We start from the raw sequence: 15,873 nt of genomic DNA on the forward strand, positions 1-15,873 counted from the left end.
CGTGGTAGTGTGTGACCTTCAATTTGCGAGGAGAAGCTGCAATGCCAAGCGAAGGCCAATCGGTCGTGCTCGGCCCCGACGAGGGGCGCCGCTACGACATGGGCGCCATCCAAGCGGTGTTCAAAGCCGATGGAGCGGAGACCGCGGGTCGCTTTTCGATCTCGGAATGGTGGCTCGATGCCAGGCACGAGGGGCCGGGCGCCCACAAGCACGACGACAATGACGAGATCTTCTATGTGATCGAGGGTACCGCCAGCGTGCTCGTCGGCGATATCTGGCACCAGAAGCCGAAGGGCTCGCTGTTCGTCATCCCGCGCGGGACGATGCATGATTTCCGCAATGAGAGCACCGCGCGCATGGGTCTGCTCAACGTCTATGTCGGCGGGCCGTTCGAGGAGGCGATGCCGATGATCGTCGACTGGTATCGCGACAATCCCGCCAAGCGGCTGGAGTGAGCGGGTGCGTTTGGTATGGTTGGTCTGAGATTGCTGACAGACCACGACGATGGCTTGTGGCGATATGCGTGCCCCGTCCTCGTTCATCCTCGCCCTTGTGGCGGGGAGCGATCCGACGTCCGTCGGATCGAAAGACTCTTTTCAGCCCAAGGACTTGGGCTGGCGAGATTCCTGTGACACGCACAGGAATGAGGGAGAGTGTGGTTTGCGCTCAACCTCCTGCAGGCATCGGGTATCGTTGTCGGCAAACGAAAAGGGCGGCCTGTGGGCCGCCCTCTTTTTGTCCGTCTGCCGGCCGTCTTAATTGAACGACGGTGGCTGGCTGAGGTCGTTGGATGGGGCCGTCTGCGGTTGGGCACCCGGGTTGCCAAACGACGGTGGCTGGCTGAGGTCGTTGGACGGTGCCGTCTGCGGCTGTGCGCCACCACCCTGGTCGGCCGGCTTCTGGTCGAGCGGGCTGCCACCTGGAAGCTGCAGGCCGCCGGGCAGGCCCAGACCGCCGCCGCCGGCGCCGAAGCCGGGCACCTCGATCTTGATGGTGTTCGGATCGACGGCGGTGCCCGTTCCCTTGTAGTGCATGACCATCTGCGGGAACATGATCGTCAGCGCCACCATCACGATCTGGATGCCGACGAAGGGCACCGCACCCCAGTAGATCTGGCCGGTCGTGACTGGCTGGATGTTCTTGCCGGTGATCTTGTCGAGATAGGGCACCTTGGCCGCGACCGAGCGCAGATAGAAGAGCGCGAAGCCGAAGGGCGGGTGCATGAAGCTCGTCTGCATGTTGATGCCGAGCAGCACGCCGAACCAGATGAGGTCGATGCCGAGCTTGTCGGCAGCTGGTGCAAGCAGCGGCACGATGATGAAGGCGAGCTCGAAGAAATCGAGGAAGAACGCCAGGAAGAAGACGAGCACGTTGACGGTAATGAGGAAGCCGGTTTCGCCGCCCGGCATCGCCGTCAGCAGATGTTCGACCCAGATGTGGCCGTTGACTCCGTAGAAGGTGAGCGAGAAGACGCGCGCACCGATCAGGATGAACAGCACGAAGGCGGAAAGCCTCGTTGTGGCCGTCAGTGCACCGCGCACCACGTCCATGGTGAGACGGCTCTTGGCGGCCGCCATGATCAAGGCGCCGACAGCACCCATGGCGCCGCCTTCTGTCGGCGTTGCGATGCCGAGGAAGATGGTGCCGAGCACGAGGAAGATCAGCGCCAGCGGCGGGATCAGCACGATGATGACCTGCTGGGCAAGCCTCGACATCGCATTGATCTTCAGGCCGCGGTCGAGCAGGGCGACGATATAGATGAAGGCGACGCCCACTGTGCCGCCGAGGATGTCGGCGTTCTCGCCCTGTGTCGGGTAGAGATAGACGTGGGCAGCATAGGCAATGCCGACTGCGACCGCGAGCGCGATGAACAGCGAGGTAACGCCGGAGCCAAGCGTGCGGGCTTCCAGCGGCAGGGCCGGCATGGAGTCACGCTTCAGGATCGTCATGATCAGGATGTAGACCATGTACAGCCCGGTCAGCACGAGGCCCGGGATCAGGGCGCCGGCATACATGTCGCCGACCGAACGGCCGAGCTGGTCGGCAAGAACGATGAGCACGAGTGACGGCGGGATGATCTGGGCGAGCGTGCCGGAAGCCGCGATAACGCCCGAGGCGACCTTCCGGTCATAGCCGTAGCGCAGCATGATCGGCAGCGAGATGAGACCCATGGCGATGACCGAGGCGGCAACGACGCCTGTCGTGGCTGCAAGCAGCGCGCCGACGAAGATGACCGCATAGGCAAGACCGCCGCGGATCGGGCCGAAGAGCTGGCCGATGGTGTCGAGCAGGTCTTCCGCCATGCCCGATTTCTCAAGCACGATCCCCATGAAGGTAAAGAAGGGGATGGCGAGCAAAGTGTCGTTCGACATCACCCCCCAGAACCGGTCAGGCAGAGCGTTGAGCAACGGCCAGGAGAGATTGATCGAATCCGACAACGGCGCGAGTTCGACGCCGATGATGAAGAACAGCAGGCCGTTGGCGGCAAGCGAGAAGGCGACCGGGTATCCCAAAAGCAGGAACACGATCAGCGACGCGAACATGATCGGCGCCAGGTTTTCAGCAATGAATTCGATCATGGACGGGTCTCCGGAGACACGACATCGTCAAGCGGCGCATGGGTCGGCACATAGGGTGTCGGGTCTTCCATGTTTCCGGTCATGATCGCGATTTTCTTGATGATCTCCGACACGCCCTGGAAGGCCAGCAGCAGGAAGCCGAAGAGCAGGATGGCCTTGGCCGGCCAGATGATCAGGCCGCCGGCCGACGATGAAACCTCGCCCGAGACGTAGGACATCTTCACGTAGGGGAAGAGGTAGTAGAGCACGAGCAGAACGAAGGGCATCAGGAACAGCAGGTGGCCCAGGAGGTCGATCCAGTGCTGCACGCGGCGCGAGAACTGGCCATAGACCACGTCGATGCGGATATGCTCGTTCTGGCTCAGCGTATAGGCGGCCGCAAACATGAAGGCGGCACCGAACAGGTACCACTGCGCCTCGAGCCAGGCATTCGACGACATGTTGAAGATTTTCCGGATCACGGCATTGCCGGCGCTGACGAGCACGGCAGCCAGGATGAACCAGGAAACGCTCTTTCCGATGAATTCCGTGATCGTGTCTATAAGTCGGCTGAAGCCGAGCAAAGCTCTCATCGATTTCCTCCCCGCGATGGCTTTTATGGTTCTTGTGCCAAGCACAGCCAGAGTGCCGATTTCAAGCGCGCGTTCAAGTCCGGGCCGCGATTTTCCCGTGTAGTTCGGCCGCCTCCGACTAAAGTAGAATGAGGTGTTCCGGCGCTCTGCCCATTGTTTGTGCAATCCGGTTACAGATGGCGAGGCACGGCGATCGTCCGCCGCCTTAAGGTGCAGATCGCCGGCCGAATCGATGTGGAAAGCGGGTCGCAAACAGTCCGATGTGTGAATGACTGTAACGTTGCGGTCTTGAATTTGTATGATTTTTAAGGTCGGATGGCGCCGCCAAGGGAGGACGCCTGAACCATGACCACCATGATCCGCAACCCCATTCTGCCGGGCTTCAATCCGGACCCGTCGATCTGCCGCGTCGGCGACGACTATTACATCGCGACCTCCACCTTCGAATGGTATCCGGGCGTGCAGATCCACCATTCGCGGGATCTGGTGAACTGGAAACTGGTGCGTCGTCCGCTGGAGCGGGCCAGCCAGCTCGACATGCGCGGCAACCCGGATAGCTGCGGCGTCTGGGCGCCGTGCCTCTCCTATGATGATGGGCTGTTCTGGCTTGTTTATACCGACGTCAAGCGTTTCGACGGCAACTTCAAGGACGCGCACAATTACATCGTGACGGCGGAAGCGATCGAGGCGACCTGGTCGGATCCGGTCTACGTCAATTCCTCCGGCTTCGACCCTTCGCTGTTTCACGATGACGATGGCCGCAAGTGGTTCCTCAACATGCAGTGGAACCACCGCAGCGAAAGCTTCGGCGGTTCGCCCAAGCATCCCGCCTTTGACGGCATCCTGCTGCAGGAATGGGACGAGCGGACGCGGAGGCTCGTCGGCCCGGTGAAGAACATTTTTGCCGGCTCGCCGCTCGGTCTCGTCGAGGGCCCGCATCTCTTCAAAAAGAACGGCTGGTATTACCTGACGACTGCGGAAGGCGGCACCGGATACGACCATGCGGTGACGATGGCGCGCTCACGCGCGATCGACGGCCCCTATGAGATGCATCCGGATATCTATCTGATCACGTCGAAGGACCACCCCGAAGAGCCGTTGCAGCGCGCGGGCCACGGCCAATATGTCGAAACGCCTGATGGTCAGGCCTATCACACCCATCTGACCGGCCGGCCGCTGGCGCCTCAGCGCCGCTGTACGCTCGGCCGCGAGACGGCGCTGCAGAAATGCGTCTGGCGCGAGGATGGCTGGCTCTATCTGGAGAATGGCGGGCCGATGCCGGACGTGCTGGTGCCGGCGCCGGAACCAGTGGAGCGGCGCGCTGAGCCGTCCGTAGTGGAGACGGATTTCGATAACGCTGCGCTGCCGGCGGAGTTCCAGTGGCTGCGTACCCCTCAGCCGGAGCGGATTTTCTCGCTCGAGTGGCGACCGGGCCACCTCAGACTGTTCGGCAGGGAGAGCATCGGCAGCTGGTTCGAGCAGGCGCTGGTGGCACGAAGGCAGGAGCACCATTCCTTCCGTGCTGAAACGACGGTCGAAATTTCGGCTGATACCTACCAGCAGGTGGCGGGGCTGACGCACTACTATAATCGCCACAAATTCCATGCGCTCGGCGTCACCTGGCACGAAACGCTGGGCCGGGCGCTGACGATCCTTTCATGCCCCGGCGATTTTCCGCACGGCCGGCTGCAGTTCCCCGTCGGCAGCGGCATCGCCGTTCCCGATGGTCCGATCGACCTTGCCATGGAAGTTCGCGACAACGACCTGCAGTTCTTCTGGCGGACGACGGGAGGCGGAGATTGGTTGCCGATCGGCCCGGTCCTCGATGCCGGCGTCGTCTCGGACGAGGGCGGTCGCGGCGAGCATGGCTCCTTCACCGGCGCCTTCGCCGGCATGTTTGCCTTCGACACATCGGGCGCGGGCAGGGCTGCCGACTTCGACCGTTTCCGCTACGTCAGCCTTGCTGCAGGTTGATCCGTGAACATTAGGAATGCAAAATAAGTGATGGATATCATTACGCATTTGTAATGTAGCGTTTCATATTCGGTTCAGGAAGCGGGGACTAGTTTTCGGGTGCAGACAACGAAAGGACACCCGAATGAAACGTCTCCTGATCGCGCTCGTCGCCAGCTCGGTTCTGATCACGCCGGTCGCAGCCCTTGCCCAGCCGGCAGGATCCTTCGAGGTGGCGCAGAACTATGATCGTTCGCGTCGACCCGTCGATCGCGATTACGATCGTCACATCGATCGCCGCGTGGATCGCCACGTCGACAAGCACGTCACCATCGAGAAGCGGGTGATCGTCAAGAAGAAGGAACGCTGGGCGCGCGGCCATCGCCTGTCGCCGGCCGAGCGTCGCCACATGGCGCAGGTGCGCGACTACCGTTACTACCGACTGCGTCCGCCGCCGCGCGGCCAGCAGTGGGTCCGGTCCGGCAACGATTTCCTGCTGATCAGCCTTGCAACCGGCGTCATCGTCGGCCTGGCGGCAGCACGCTGATAAGGCGCTCTGGGTTCAGCGAAGGGGCGGCGTTTTCACGCTGCCCCTTCGCCTTTTCGGTGACCGGCGCGTGGGTTTTGCCGGTCGCCAAACAGCAGAATTTCGATAGCGCCTGCCTCCTGCCACTCGTCCTCACCTGCAGGTTCATCCCCCAGAAACGGATCGAACATCGGCACCGGCCGCCCGGCGGCATTGAGCGCCATGCAGATGTAGCGCGGTCGGCGCGGAACGTGCGCGGTGTCTGCCATCAGGCAGCCCGCGGCGACCAGTTGGCGAAGGGATCGGCGAGATCGCGCCAACGTTCCGGACGGAAGACGTCGTCGGCGATCAGGCAAGCGTCGAGTTCGGCGCGAAGCTCGGCCTCGTCCATCGGATCGGCACCGATGAAGACGATCTCTTGTCGCCGGTCTCCCCAGACCGGATCGATGTAGCGGCCAACAGCGGCGAGAAAGCCTGGTTCGCGTGGCCACTGTTCCTGCGGCACCGCTGACCACCAGAGGCCCATCTTGCCGGTCCTGACGAGCGGGCCGGCCTGGCTGATCTCGCCGACATAATGCGGGCGGGTGGCGAGCCAGAAGAAGCCCTTGGCGCGCAGCACGCCCGGCCAGGAGCGATTGAGAAAGGCTTGAAAGCGCATGGGATCGAGCGGACGGCGGGCGCGGTAGACGAAGGAGCGGATGCCGTATTCCTCGGTCTCCGGGATATGGTCCTTGAAGCCGTGCAATTCCTTGTACCAGAGCGGATGTTCTTCGGCCCTGGCAAGATCGAAGCGTCCGGTTCCAAGCACCTCCGTGAGTTTGACCCTGCCGAAATCGGTTTCGATCAGCTGCGCATCGGGATTGAGCCCGACGACGATCTTGCGCGCGGCATCCACCTGCTCGGGCGTGGCGGTTCCCACCTTGTTGAGGACAACGACATCGGCGAATTCGATCTGTTCGACGAGAAGATCGACCAGCGTGCGCGTGTCGCCTTCGCCCGCCGTCTCGCCGCGGTCGGCGAGGAAATCGAGCGAAGAATAGTCGGCCAAAAGATTTGCCGCATCGACCACCGTCACCATCGTGTCGAGGCGCGCGACGTCGGCCAGGCTTTCGCCATCCTCGTCGCGAAAGTCGAAGGTGGTGGCGACGGGAAGGGGCTCGGATATGCCGCTCGATTCGATCAGCAGATAGTCGAAGCGGTTCTGTTCTGCGAGGTTGCGCACCTCCTTCAGGAGGTCGTCGCGCAGCGTGCAACAGATGCAGCCGTTGGTCATTTCCACCAGTTGCTCTTCGGTACGCGACAGACCGGCGCCGCCGTCACGCACCAATGCCGCGTCGATGTTGACCTCGCTCATGTCGTTGACGATGACGGCAACGCGCAGACCGTCGCGGTTGGAAAGCACGTGGTTGAGCAGCGTTGTCTTGCCGGCGCCAAGGAAGCCGGAGAGAACGGTGACGGGAAGCTTTTCCATCGATTGTTTCCTGTATGTTATATCGTTACAAGTACTTGCGAAAAAAATAGGCGGGCGCCGACGCTCGCCTCGCACTGCTGACAAAGCTGCTTCTGATTATGGCAGCGGCCGATGAAGGCCGGGTCAGCCAACAACACCTCCGTCATTCCTGTGCTTGTCACAGGAATCCTGCTGGCCCAAGCTTTGGGCCGGAAGAGTCTTTTGACCCGACGGACGTCGGGTCGCTGGATCCCCGCCACAAGGGAAGGGATGACGGAGCGCGGGATAACAACCAGCATGCCATCTCAAGCTTTGGCAGCAGCGTGAGGCGGGCAGACGCCCGCCACCGTCGTCTTGGGAGGACGGGTCAGCTTGCCGAGGAAAGGCAGGTTTTCAGCGACGTGCCGATCCCCTCCATCATCTGGAAATAGAGATCCGGGCCGGCGTCGAGCGTGCCGGCCTCCGGGTCGAGCGTGCCGGACTTCGCCGGTGTGCCCTCGATCACCACATTGATCAGCTTCGGCTCGAACTGCGGTTCGGCAAAGACGCAAGTCGCACCCAGTTCCCTGATCTTGGCATGGATCTGCGACACCCGATCCGCACCCGGCAGGACCTCGGGGCTGACGGTGATCGAGCCGGCGACGCGCACTTTGTAGCGGTGCTCGAAGTACTGGTAGGCATCGTGGAAGACGACGAAGGGCTTGTCCTTGACCGGCGCCACGGTCTCCGTGAGCTTGGCATCCAGCGCGTCCAGGCGCTTGTTCAGCGCATCCAGATTGGCCTTGTAGGCGGTCGCATTGTCCGGATCGGCCGCGGCAAGCGTCTTTTCGATCTCGGCGGCCATCGCCTTGGCATTCATGGGGTCAAGCCACATGTGCAGGTCGGTATCGCCGTGGCCGTGGTCATGATGATCATGGCCGTGATCGTGGCCGGCTTCGCCCTCGGCATCCTTGTGCCCCTCCTCGCCGTGGCCTTCCTCGCCGTGGTCATGCGCCTCGAAGGCACCGCCCTCGCGGAACTTCAGCTTCTCGATGCCCGGCGCTTCGCTAAGCTCCACCACCTTGGCGCCGCTGCTCAAGGCGTCGAGCGGCTTGTCGAGAAAGGCTTCGAGCCCCGGACCGACCCAGAAGACCACTTTCGCGGCCTGCAGCGCGGAAGCGTTGGATGGCTTCATATTGTAGGTGTGCGGCGAGGCGGCGCCCTCGACGATCAGCGACGGCTCGCCGACGCCCTGCATGATCGAGGCGACGAGGGAGTGGATCGGCTTGATCGAAACCACCACATCGGGGCCCGCGGCGACAGCAGGTGCGGCGAGCAGCATGGTGGAGGCAAAGAGCAGGGCGGATGTCGATTTCATCGGGTTCTCCGGGCTTGATTGACGCGCCTGCCGCATTGGCCAGGCGCGCTGTCGGGCATGCAAAGCTATTACTCCAACAGGCCGTTGATGGCCTTGAAGTTGTCATGTAATGTTATTACATCAATTGCGTTATGCTATAACGTGTGCGATAGCCAGTGGCAACCATGCAATCCGGAATTTTTTCATGCTGAATTTCCGTTCTCCAGAAACGCTGCCGCTGGTCAATCTCAGCAATGCCGGCGTGCTCCGCAACGGTCGCTGGCTGGTGCGCGGCGTCGAATTCTCGATCAGCCCGGGCGAGATCGTCACGCTGATCGGGCCGAACGGCTCCGGCAAATCGACGACGGCAAAGACGGCGATCGGCGTATTGAAACCGGACGAGGGCCATGTCGAGCGCAAGCCGGGCCTGAAGGTCGGCTACGTGCCGCAGAAGCTTGCCGTCGACTGGACGCTGCCCTTGACGGTCGAGCGGCTGATGACGCTGACTGGCCCCCTGAAGGGCCGGGAGATCGAGGAAGCGCTGTCGGCAACCGGGGTGCTGCATCTGGCCAAATCCGAGGTGCAGCATCTCTCCGGCGGTGAGTTCCAGCGGGCGCTGCTTGCCCGCGCCATCGCCCGCAAGCCGGACCTCCTGGTGCTCGACGAACCGGTGCAGGGCGTCGATTTCAGCGGCGAGATCGCGCTCTACGAACTGATCAAGCAGATCCGCAACCGCACCGGCTGCGGCATCCTGTTGATCTCGCACGACCTGCATATCGTCATGGCCGAAACCGATACGGTCGTCTGCCTCAATGGCCATGTCTGCTGCCGCGGTACGCCGCAGGCGGTCAGCCAGAGCCCGGAATACCAGAAGCTCTTCGGAAGGCGCGCGGCCAATACGCTTGCCGTCTACAGCCACCACCACGACCACACCCATCTGCCCGATGGCCGGGTGCTGCATGCGGACGGTTCGATCACCGAACATTGCTATCCCGGCGACGGACATCACCACGACGACGAGGAAAACGTGCACGACCACGGCGAGGACTGCGGCTGCGGCCATCACACGCGCCTGCATGGCTACGAGGCGAAGGAGAAGCGCGATGCTTGACGATTTCTTCGTGCGCGCGCTGATCGCCGGCATCGGCATCGCCGTCATGGCCGGGCCGCTCGGCTGCTTCGTCATCTGGCGGCGCATGGCCTATTTCGGCGACACCATGGCGCATTCGGCGCTGCTCGGCGTCGCCCTGTCGCTGCTTCTCGAACTCAACCTGATGCTCAGCGTCTTCATCGTTGCCGCCGCCGTCTCGGTGCTGCTGCTCTTCCTGCAACGGCGCGGCGCGCTATCGACGGATGCGCTGCTCGGCATCCTCTCGCACTCGGCGCTCTCCTTCGGCCTCGTCATCGTCGCCTTCATGACCTGGGTGCGCATCGATCTCGTCGGCTTCCTCTTCGGCGACATCCTTGCCGTCTCCGAATCCGACATCGACATCATCTGGGGCGGCGGCATCCTCGTCATCTTCGCCATCGTCTATCTCTGGCGCCCGCTGCTTGCCTCCACCGTCAATCCGGAACTTGCAGAAGCCGAGGGGCTGAAGCCCGAGCGCACGCGGCTCTTCTTCATGCTCTTGATGGCGCTTGTCATCGCGATCGCCATGAAGATCGTCGGCATCCTGCTGATCACCTCGCTGCTGATCATCCCGGCCGCCACCGCCCGGCGCTTCTCGACGTCGCCGGAAGTGATGGCGGTGCTCGCATCGGTGATCGGTGCGCTCGCCGTTACCGGTGGTCTTTTCGGTTCGCTGCACTGGGATACGCCATCGGGACCGTCTATCGTCGTTGCAGCCGTTGGGCTTTTCGTTCTCAGTCTGCTACCGATCGGACGCCGCCAGATCGAGGCAGCGCATCATTCCACGCCTGGAGGGCATCACTGATGGCTACGCCGCAACTGACCAAGAACCAGACGCTGGTGATGGATGCGCTCAGCCATTCCGAAGGGCCGATGAGCGCCTACACGATTCTCGACAAGCTGCGCGATCATGGTTTTCGCGCGCCGCTGCAGGTCTATCGCGCGCTCGACAAGCTGCAGGAATACGGCATGGTGCACCGGCTGGAGAGTATCAACGCCTTCGTCGCCTGCTCCTGCCCGCATGACCACGAGCACGACCATGGCGTCACTGCCTTTACCATCTGCGAGGGCTGCGGCCAGGTGACCGAGTTCCATGACGAGGCGATCGAGCAGCGGCTTTCGACGCTGACGCGGGCGCAGAACTTCAAGACCGAGAAGACCACGATCGAGATCCGCGGCCATTGCCAGAGCTGCGCGTAGGGTCTGGTCCGGCAACTGCGCTTGTCTCGCCGAACATCAGATGTCGTCCCCCACGCGAACCCGGGTTCGATGAAGGGAAGCTTGGGCTTCCTTCACCGTTTGGATGACGGAATCATATAGGCCCGAACGCGATGTTGCCTGCCAAAAACCTAGCGGCCACTGCCCTTCATCTTCTTCCGCCGGACCGAAGTACTGCTCGATAGAGTATCGAAGCAGGCCGTGATTCTCGCTTTGCTCGACTACGGCTCGAACTGACGCTGTCCCGTTGGACAACATCTCCAGCGCTTTCCAGTTCGCTTCGACATCCAAACGTGGAGGCTCGGTCACGTGTGATCCCAGACCAAGAAGTTGTGCCCACTCAAGTGGGCTCAGTCGAGCCGGGTGAGGTCGGCGGCGTAGCGCCGCCAGTTCTTGACGTAGTGCGCTGCCGAACGCTTCAGTCCTTCGACTGCCGCATCGTCGAGCGTCCGGATAGCCTTGGCCGGCGCGCCGACGATCAGCGAATTGTCGGGGAACTCCTTGCCTTCGGTGACCAGCGCATTGGCGCCGACGAGGCAGTTGCGGCCGATTCTGGCGCCGTTGAGCACGGTCGCGCCCATGCCGATCAGCGAGTTTTCGCCGATGGTGCAGCCGTGGATGATGGCACTGTGCCCGATGGTGCAGCCTTCGCCGATCGTCACCGGAAAACCCGGATCGACATGGATGACGACGTTTTCCTGGATATTGGTGCGGGCGCCAAGCCGGATCGGCTCATTGTCGCCGCGCAGCGTCACGCCAAACCAGATGCCGACCTCGTCGCCGATCTCGACCTGGCCGATGACATTGGCGTCCGGGGCCACCCAATAGCTACCCTTCGGCGGGGTCTGCGGGCGAAGTGATCCGAGGGCGTATAGTGGCATCCATTTTGTCCTTTCGTGACGCGGCCAAGCGGCGCCGGGCGGCAAGCGGGGGACCGCCTTCCGCAGATGATCCTGTCAGACGACCGTCACGGCAAGGGCCGCAACGCCGTCGACGCCGCACATGACCTCGTCGCCGCGCGCGACCGGGCCGACGCCCGAGGGCGTGCCGGTCATGATGATGTCGCCCGGCGCCAGCGTGAAGAGCTTGGAGAGTTCGGCGATCACCTCCGGCACCTTCCAGATCATCTGGTCGAGATCGCCCTGCTGGCGCATTTCGCCGTTGACCTTCAGCCAGATGTTGCCGTTGACCGGATGGCCGATCGTTTCGGCCGATGCGATCGCCGAAACCGGGGCGGAATGTTCGAATGCCTTGGCGGCGGCCCAGGGCTTGCCAGCCTTCTTGGCCTCGGCCTGCAGGTCGCGGCGGGTGAAATCGATGCCGACGGCGTAGCCATAGACGCATTCCAGCGCGTCCTCGACGGCGATGTCGCTGCCGCCGCGCTTCAGCGCCACGACGAGCTCCACCTCGTGGTGAACGTCGGTGGTCAATGGCGGGTAGGGGAAGGTGTTGCCGGCGGCGAGCAGATTGTCCGGATTTTTCTGGAAGAAGAACGGCGGCTCGCGGTTGGGGTCGTGGCCCATTTCGATCGCATGGGCAGCATAGTTGCGGCCGACGCAATAGACCCGGCGGACTGGAAATCCGACGAGGCTGCCGGAAATCGGCAGCAGTACGGGAAGCGGAGGAGGGATGATGGTTTCCATGATCGTCCGGTCTTGGGCGCCCGCCTGTCTTCATCGACAGGAGACCGCGTTTGATGGGCGCTCGCACGTCGACCGATTTCGGTGTCAGGCGAGGCGGGAGAGAATCCGGACGTTAATGCATAAATCCGCGAATCGGAATCGATCCGCAAAAAAAATAAAGGAAGGATTGGGGGAGACTGTTCCGGCTGGAGCGCGCCCGGATGGGCGCGCGCAATCACGGCATCCGCGCGGATGCCGTGAGCGGCAAACTCAGGCGCACTGCGCGTAGGCCTGAAGCTGATCTCGGGTCAGGAACCGACCGTCCGAACGCGAGTTAAGTTCGGGATGGCTGTATTCGAGGCTTGGGACCTGGGGAAGCTCAAGGGCCTGGCGCACGGTCATGATCCCGAGATCACGGCGGCCGCCTTCGCGCTTCACGGTGACTTCAACGATGCGATAGAGATTGCTCTCGCTCATACTGTTCTCTCCCGTATATCGTTTTTTTAGATTCCCTTGATAGGGACTTAACGCTCCGAAATGGGTTTTTGTGAGGCACCTCAGAATATAGTAGAAAGAAATGAATGCTTCACGACAGAAATCGGGCCATTTCTGGAAAAATCACCCGAGATTGGGCAGTAATGTGCTGAAATGATGCGTTTCCCGACGTCTGGCCGGTACCGGAATGTCATATCCGGCGACCAGCGCCGTTGCTTCGAAACAAAAATATCAGTCTTGCCACTTGCCCTATGGCAAGCGCTCTCCGCATTGCGGCGGCACAGTCGATCGAGCGCCGGTTGGCGCCTTAGTGCGTCTTCAGCTCTGCTTCCTGAGCGGCCGAGATGAACAGCGATCGGGCTTCCTCGGCGGTGCGACGGCCGTCGATGGCGGCGCGGCATGCACTGCGGGCGGCGACATAGAATGGTCCGCGGCGAGGCCAATGGTCCGCGAGGCAGGCGAGGGCATCTGAGGGGCCCTTGACGGTACGGCAATCGCCACTGATGAAGTCGAGCTCGATCGGCTGTTTCCAGACTAATTGCATGCGTCTCCTCCTTGAGATCATCTCAATGAATGTCGGCCACGCGACAGCCGGGCCCAGGCTCCTCTCGAGGGCGTCGGCAGTCGATCTTGCTAATGTAACGCAGGAGTTCGCTTTTGTAAGTAGATTTCAGTATCGCGAGGGCAGGTTGCAGGCGCCAAGGGCCTCGCCGTCTCGCGCGATCGCCCCGTCGGCGTTATCGGGGCATATCGCGCCGCAATCTCTCGGCGAAAGCGCGACCGGCAATGAGCAGGCGTCCCTCGCTCGTATTGCCTGCGAGATAATCGTCGATCAGCATCCTGGCATGACGCCGCGCCGCCTCGCCGTCGCGCGCCCAGCCCTGTTCGACGCAAAGCGCGTCAAAGACCCGCTGCAGCCTCGCCATGTCTGTCTTCGACAGTGCCAGGCATTGTGTCGCACGCAATGGGGCCACCCGTCCCTCCCGCACGCCGTCTTCTGCCGGTCGTTGCACGCACTATGGCAGAACTCAGCCGAATTGGACCCCTTCGGAATGAGGGGTCAGAGAGGTTCCCGACTGCTGTAGGCGAGGGCTGCGAGATACGTTGTGCCGTCCGTGGCCAACTTGTAGCCGTGACGCGACCTGGTGCTGGCAATCGCCGCCGTTGGTAGTGAATAGATGCTGTCGAACTCGGTGCGCCCGTCGATGTCCCTGATGATCTGACCGAGCGCGGTTTCGGCGATGTAACGCTCGGCGTCGCCGTCGGGGATGAAGGTCGAATCGACGCGGAAGAAGATCTGAACCGGCCCGGCGCAAATGTTGATCATGATGTCATCCACATTCGCGCCGATGTTGACGAGCGTCCCGGCCGGGTCCCACCGGCCGGCCTCGATGCATGCGGATGGCTTCGTCCGCCCATTCAGGCCTTCGAGGGATAGAACGAGACTATCTGTCAGGATCTCGAAATCCCCGCGCAGTTCACCGGCAAACTCGATCTGGAACCAGTTCATCGGGTGCGGGGCGTCTTCGTCGAACTCGATCTCGAGCTTGCCGTAACACCAATAGGTCGGGACGGTTTCGGCATATTCCGTCAAGAATCGGTCCGGGGCGCCGAGCGCCTTGGCCACGTCCAGTAGCGTCATCGCGCAGGAAACCGGCCCCAAGACGCCCGTCCGCAGAAACTCGCGCATCGATACGATCTGGCTCGGACTCTGCATGGCTGGTTTTTTCTCGAGGCTTGGAAAGTGAGCCCTATCAGGCCGCGGGTACGACGCGGTCCACCTTGGTGCGGCGGCCGCCTTCCTCGATGCGGTAATAGTCGGAGCCGATCTGCGCATACTGATCGCAGCGCCGTCCACCATCCTCGAATGTGATGCAGACCTCGTCGCCGGTGATCGTGTAGCTGCCGCCGTCGCGCACCTCGTAGTCGCGGTAGCCATAGCGGCCGTCGGGGTAGAAGGTGGAGTTGACGCCGTTCAGATTGTAACGCAGCGTCTTGCCGACCAGGAAGGCCTGGAGCGCGTCGCCCGATAGCGTCGGAACGGAAGGGGCGGCCGGTCTCGGCCTTGCGGCTTCGGGCGCCTCCAACTCCATCGATTGGCATCCGGCCAATAGAAGCGTGAGCAGTGCCACGATCGCGCGTTTCATGCCGTCCGTCCTTGTTCCTGTCATCGGTAACGATACAGGAACGCTGCCCTAGTCCTGTCCGCGAGCGTCGTCAAGTCCGTGCTGCGCGCAGCGGCGGGGACAGGACGAGCCGAATACTTGCCTTCGTCCCGCCGCGCTTCGCGCGTTTCTTCCTGTATGGTTCAACGGCGGGAAAAAGCCTCTGTCGCTCAGAAAAGGTCGCTGCCAACCGATGCTGCCACCGTGGCGGCAAGCGCCAACAGCAGAAATGCGGCGCCGATGACGGTCGCTATTGTTCGCCGGCGCCGTGCGCCGCTCCAATCGTAGCTCATGTTTCGCTCCGACGACGATCATGTCGATGCGGAACAATCGGCGATCTTCCTTAACAAGATGGAAACCATGATCGCTGAAGCAGCTTCGGCGACGGGGCGCTCCCCCGGGGGAACGCCGAGCCGCCGCCTTGGTAGTGCTCCTATCAGCCTCGTACCGCGAGCAGTTCAGGGAAGTCGTAGTAGCGCAGCCGCTTGTCGCCGCAGCGCGAATCATTCGTGCTCGCGTCGATGATCTGCCCATCGCGCAGGGCGTAACCACTGACCGCCAGCCGATGCTGGATCCGCGTTTCCCTGAAGCGAACGCAGAAGGCATAGATCTTGGCGTCGGGGTTGAACAGCACCACGCTCGATATCTGGGCCATCTTGAACTGCGCGCCCGTGGCGCCAACGCTCCTTGCCAATTTCACATAGGCGCTGCGCACTGCTGCCGACGGCGGCTTTTGAGACGCGAGGACCGATTCCGGCGCCGGCGGCTGGCATCCGGAAAGCGCCAGAGCGGCCAGCCCGAGATAGACGTATTTCAGCATTCCTTGTC

General features: G+C 62.3%; 20 protein-coding genes. 6 read left to right on the top strand and 14 right to left on the bottom strand.

Translation table 11 applies throughout. The features are described from left to right. The first annotated feature begins 41 nt into the window (after window positions 1–41). On the top strand, window positions 42–455 hold the full coding sequence (locus XB14_RS07335) for a cupin domain-containing protein (RefSeq protein WP_077960977.1): 414 nt from the start codon (window positions 42–44) through the stop codon (window positions 453–455). Window positions 456–755: 300 nt separating this feature from the next. Here XB14_RS07335 and XB14_RS07345 read toward each other — a convergent pair whose 3' ends face one another. Then, window positions 756–2,579, bottom strand: coding sequence for a TRAP transporter large permease (locus tag XB14_RS07345; protein ID WP_077960979.1), 1,824 nt, complete (start codon window positions 2,577–2,579; stop codon window positions 756–758). Beyond that, entirely contained in the window at window positions 2,576–3,151 is a 576-nt protein-coding gene (locus tag XB14_RS07350; RefSeq protein WP_077960980.1) for a TRAP transporter small permease subunit, read from the bottom strand. Before XB14_RS07350 ends, XB14_RS07345 begins: the two co-directional genes overlap by 4 nt. A 345-nt stretch (window positions 3,152–3,496) precedes the next feature. Between XB14_RS07350 and XB14_RS07355 the strand changes: the two genes are divergently transcribed. After that, window positions 3,497–5,125 (top strand): glycoside hydrolase family 43 protein, encoded by a 1,629-nt coding sequence (locus tag XB14_RS07355; protein ID WP_077960981.1) that lies wholly within the window; start codon window positions 3,497–3,499, stop codon window positions 5,123–5,125. Window positions 5,126–5,249: 124 nt separating this feature from the next. Then, the gene (locus XB14_RS07360) at window positions 5,250–5,651 is read left to right on the top strand and encodes an RcnB family protein (protein ID WP_077960982.1); all 402 of its coding nucleotides are present in this window, start codon (window positions 5,250–5,252) and stop codon (window positions 5,649–5,651) included. A gap of 35 nt (window positions 5,652–5,686) precedes the next feature. Here XB14_RS07360 and XB14_RS07365 read toward each other — a convergent pair whose 3' ends face one another. The 3 genes from XB14_RS07365 to znuA all read right to left on the bottom strand — a co-directional run bounded on the left by XB14_RS07365 (window position 5,687) and on the right by znuA (window position 8,437). Beyond that, window positions 5,687–5,899 (bottom strand): hypothetical protein, encoded by a 213-nt coding sequence (locus XB14_RS07365; protein WP_077960983.1) that lies wholly within the window; start codon window positions 5,897–5,899, stop codon window positions 5,687–5,689. After that, complete coding sequence (locus XB14_RS07370) at window positions 5,899–7,101, bottom strand: GTP-binding protein (protein WP_077960984.1); 1,203 nt, start codon at window positions 7,099–7,101, stop codon at window positions 5,899–5,901. Before XB14_RS07370 ends, XB14_RS07365 begins: the two co-directional genes overlap by 1 nt. A 346-nt stretch (window positions 7,102–7,447) precedes the next feature. Next, complete coding sequence (znuA, locus tag XB14_RS07380; protein WP_077960986.1) at window positions 7,448–8,437, bottom strand: zinc ABC transporter substrate-binding protein ZnuA; 990 nt, start codon at window positions 8,435–8,437, stop codon at window positions 7,448–7,450. 184 nt (window positions 8,438–8,621) lie between these two features. Between znuA and XB14_RS07385 the strand changes: the two genes are divergently transcribed. From XB14_RS07385 to XB14_RS07395, 3 genes are read left to right on the top strand one after another with little or no spacing between them, the layout of a single operon-like run. After that, the gene (locus tag XB14_RS07385) at window positions 8,622–9,527 is read left to right on the top strand and encodes a metal ABC transporter ATP-binding protein (protein WP_077960987.1); all 906 of its coding nucleotides are present in this window, start codon (window positions 8,622–8,624) and stop codon (window positions 9,525–9,527) included. Further along, window positions 9,520–10,350 (top strand): zinc ABC transporter permease subunit ZnuB, encoded by an 831-nt coding sequence (znuB, locus tag XB14_RS07390; protein WP_077960988.1) that lies wholly within the window; start codon window positions 9,520–9,522, stop codon window positions 10,348–10,350. The genes XB14_RS07385 and znuB overlap by 8 nt, the downstream gene beginning before the upstream one ends. After that, the gene (locus XB14_RS07395) at window positions 10,350–10,745 is read left to right on the top strand and encodes a Fur family transcriptional regulator (RefSeq protein WP_077960989.1); all 396 of its coding nucleotides are present in this window, start codon (window positions 10,350–10,352) and stop codon (window positions 10,743–10,745) included. The genes znuB and XB14_RS07395 overlap by 1 nt, the downstream gene beginning before the upstream one ends. A 368-nt stretch (window positions 10,746–11,113) precedes the next feature. Here the strand turns inward: XB14_RS07395 and XB14_RS07405 are convergent, their stop codons facing one another. The 9 genes from XB14_RS07405 to XB14_RS07440 form a co-directional block, all read right to left on the bottom strand. Beyond that, window positions 11,114–11,644, bottom strand: coding sequence for a gamma carbonic anhydrase family protein (locus XB14_RS07405; RefSeq protein ID WP_077960991.1), 531 nt, complete (start codon window positions 11,642–11,644; stop codon window positions 11,114–11,116). 75 nt (window positions 11,645–11,719) lie between these two features. Then, window positions 11,720–12,406, bottom strand: coding sequence for a fumarylacetoacetate hydrolase family protein (locus tag XB14_RS07410; RefSeq protein ID WP_077960992.1), 687 nt, complete (start codon window positions 12,404–12,406; stop codon window positions 11,720–11,722). 249 nt (window positions 12,407–12,655) lie between these two features. Further along, a complete protein-coding gene (locus XB14_RS07415; protein ID WP_043625188.1) occupies window positions 12,656–12,862 on the bottom strand; it encodes a hypothetical protein in 207 nt (68 codons plus the stop codon). Window positions 12,863–13,187: 325 nt separating this feature from the next. Further along, on the bottom strand, window positions 13,188–13,424 hold the full coding sequence (locus XB14_RS07420; RefSeq protein ID WP_077960993.1) for a DUF982 domain-containing protein: 237 nt from the start codon (window positions 13,422–13,424) through the stop codon (window positions 13,188–13,190). A gap of 193 nt (window positions 13,425–13,617) precedes the next feature. Further along, entirely contained in the window at window positions 13,618–13,806 is a 189-nt protein-coding gene (locus XB14_RS07425; RefSeq protein ID WP_077960994.1) for a hypothetical protein, read from the bottom strand. Window positions 13,807–13,940: 134 nt separating this feature from the next. Next, window positions 13,941–14,507 carry a hypothetical protein gene (locus XB14_RS07430; RefSeq protein WP_143348279.1) on the bottom strand — a complete coding sequence of 189 codons (567 nt, stop codon included), beginning with the start codon at window positions 14,505–14,507 and terminating at the stop codon, window positions 13,941–13,943. A gap of 127 nt (window positions 14,508–14,634) precedes the next feature. Then, complete coding sequence (locus XB14_RS07435) at window positions 14,635–15,027, bottom strand: hypothetical protein (protein ID WP_077960996.1); 393 nt, start codon at window positions 15,025–15,027, stop codon at window positions 14,635–14,637. Between the two features lie 188 nt (window positions 15,028–15,215). Beyond that, window positions 15,216–15,338: a hypothetical protein gene (locus XB14_RS33755; RefSeq protein WP_268802273.1), complete on the bottom strand. Its 123-nt coding sequence runs from the start codon at window positions 15,336–15,338 to the stop codon at window positions 15,216–15,218. A 143-nt stretch (window positions 15,339–15,481) separates the two neighbouring features. Further along, window positions 15,482–15,865, bottom strand: coding sequence for a hypothetical protein (locus tag XB14_RS07440; protein WP_234803999.1), 384 nt, complete (start codon window positions 15,863–15,865; stop codon window positions 15,482–15,484). Between the last annotated feature and the right edge of the window lie 8 nt (window positions 15,866–15,873).

Origin of the sequence: Ensifer adhaerens, from assembly GCF_002007205.1 — a bacterium.
GTDB lineage: Bacteria > Pseudomonadota > Alphaproteobacteria > Rhizobiales > Rhizobiaceae > Ensifer > Ensifer adhaerens_D.

What these genes read in the sequence shown, in the direction of transcription:
- XB14_RS07335 (WP_077960977.1), top strand. Translation starts at nt 42, where the DNA reads ATGCCAAGCGAAGGCCAATCGGTCGTGCTCGGCCCCGACGAGGGGCGC.
- XB14_RS07345 (WP_077960979.1), bottom strand. Translation starts at nt 2,579, where the DNA reads ATGATCGAATTCATTGCTGAAAACCTGGCGCCGATCATGTTCGCGTCG.
- XB14_RS07350 (WP_077960980.1), bottom strand. Translation starts at nt 3,151, where the DNA reads ATGAGAGCTTTGCTCGGCTTCAGCCGACTTATAGACACGATCACGGAA.
- XB14_RS07355 (WP_077960981.1), top strand. Translation starts at nt 3,497, where the DNA reads ATGACCACCATGATCCGCAACCCCATTCTGCCGGGCTTCAATCCGGAC.
- XB14_RS07360 (WP_077960982.1), top strand. Translation starts at nt 5,250, where the DNA reads ATGAAACGTCTCCTGATCGCGCTCGTCGCCAGCTCGGTTCTGATCACG.
- XB14_RS07365 (WP_077960983.1), bottom strand. Translation starts at nt 5,899, where the DNA reads ATGGCAGACACCGCGCACGTTCCGCGCCGACCGCGCTACATCTGCATG.
- XB14_RS07370 (WP_077960984.1), bottom strand. Translation starts at nt 7,101, where the DNA reads ATGGAAAAGCTTCCCGTCACCGTTCTCTCCGGCTTCCTTGGCGCCGGC.
- znuA (WP_077960986.1), bottom strand. Translation starts at nt 8,437, where the DNA reads ATGAAATCGACATCCGCCCTGCTCTTTGCCTCCACCATGCTGCTCGCC.
- XB14_RS07385 (WP_077960987.1), top strand. Translation starts at nt 8,622, where the DNA reads ATGCTGAATTTCCGTTCTCCAGAAACGCTGCCGCTGGTCAATCTCAGC.
- znuB (WP_077960988.1), top strand. Translation starts at nt 9,520, where the DNA reads ATGCTTGACGATTTCTTCGTGCGCGCGCTGATCGCCGGCATCGGCATC.
- XB14_RS07395 (WP_077960989.1), top strand. Translation starts at nt 10,350, where the DNA reads ATGGCTACGCCGCAACTGACCAAGAACCAGACGCTGGTGATGGATGCG.
- XB14_RS07405 (WP_077960991.1), bottom strand. Translation starts at nt 11,644, where the DNA reads ATGCCACTATACGCCCTCGGATCACTTCGCCCGCAGACCCCGCCGAAG.
- XB14_RS07410 (WP_077960992.1), bottom strand. Translation starts at nt 12,406, where the DNA reads ATGGAAACCATCATCCCTCCTCCGCTTCCCGTACTGCTGCCGATTTCC.
- XB14_RS07415 (WP_043625188.1), bottom strand. Translation starts at nt 12,862, where the DNA reads ATGAGCGAGAGCAATCTCTATCGCATCGTTGAAGTCACCGTGAAGCGC.
- XB14_RS07420 (WP_077960993.1), bottom strand. Translation starts at nt 13,424, where the DNA reads ATGCAATTAGTCTGGAAACAGCCGATCGAGCTCGACTTCATCAGTGGC.
- XB14_RS07425 (WP_077960994.1), bottom strand. Translation starts at nt 13,806, where the DNA reads ATGGCGAGGCTGCAGCGGGTCTTTGACGCGCTTTGCGTCGAACAGGGC.
- XB14_RS07435 (WP_077960996.1), bottom strand. Translation starts at nt 15,027, where the DNA reads ATGAAACGCGCGATCGTGGCACTGCTCACGCTTCTATTGGCCGGATGC.
- XB14_RS33755 (WP_268802273.1), bottom strand. Translation starts at nt 15,338, where the DNA reads ATGAGCTACGATTGGAGCGGCGCACGGCGCCGGCGAACAATAGCGACC.
- XB14_RS07440 (WP_234803999.1), bottom strand. Translation starts at nt 15,865, where the DNA reads ATGCTGAAATACGTCTATCTCGGGCTGGCCGCTCTGGCGCTTTCCGGA.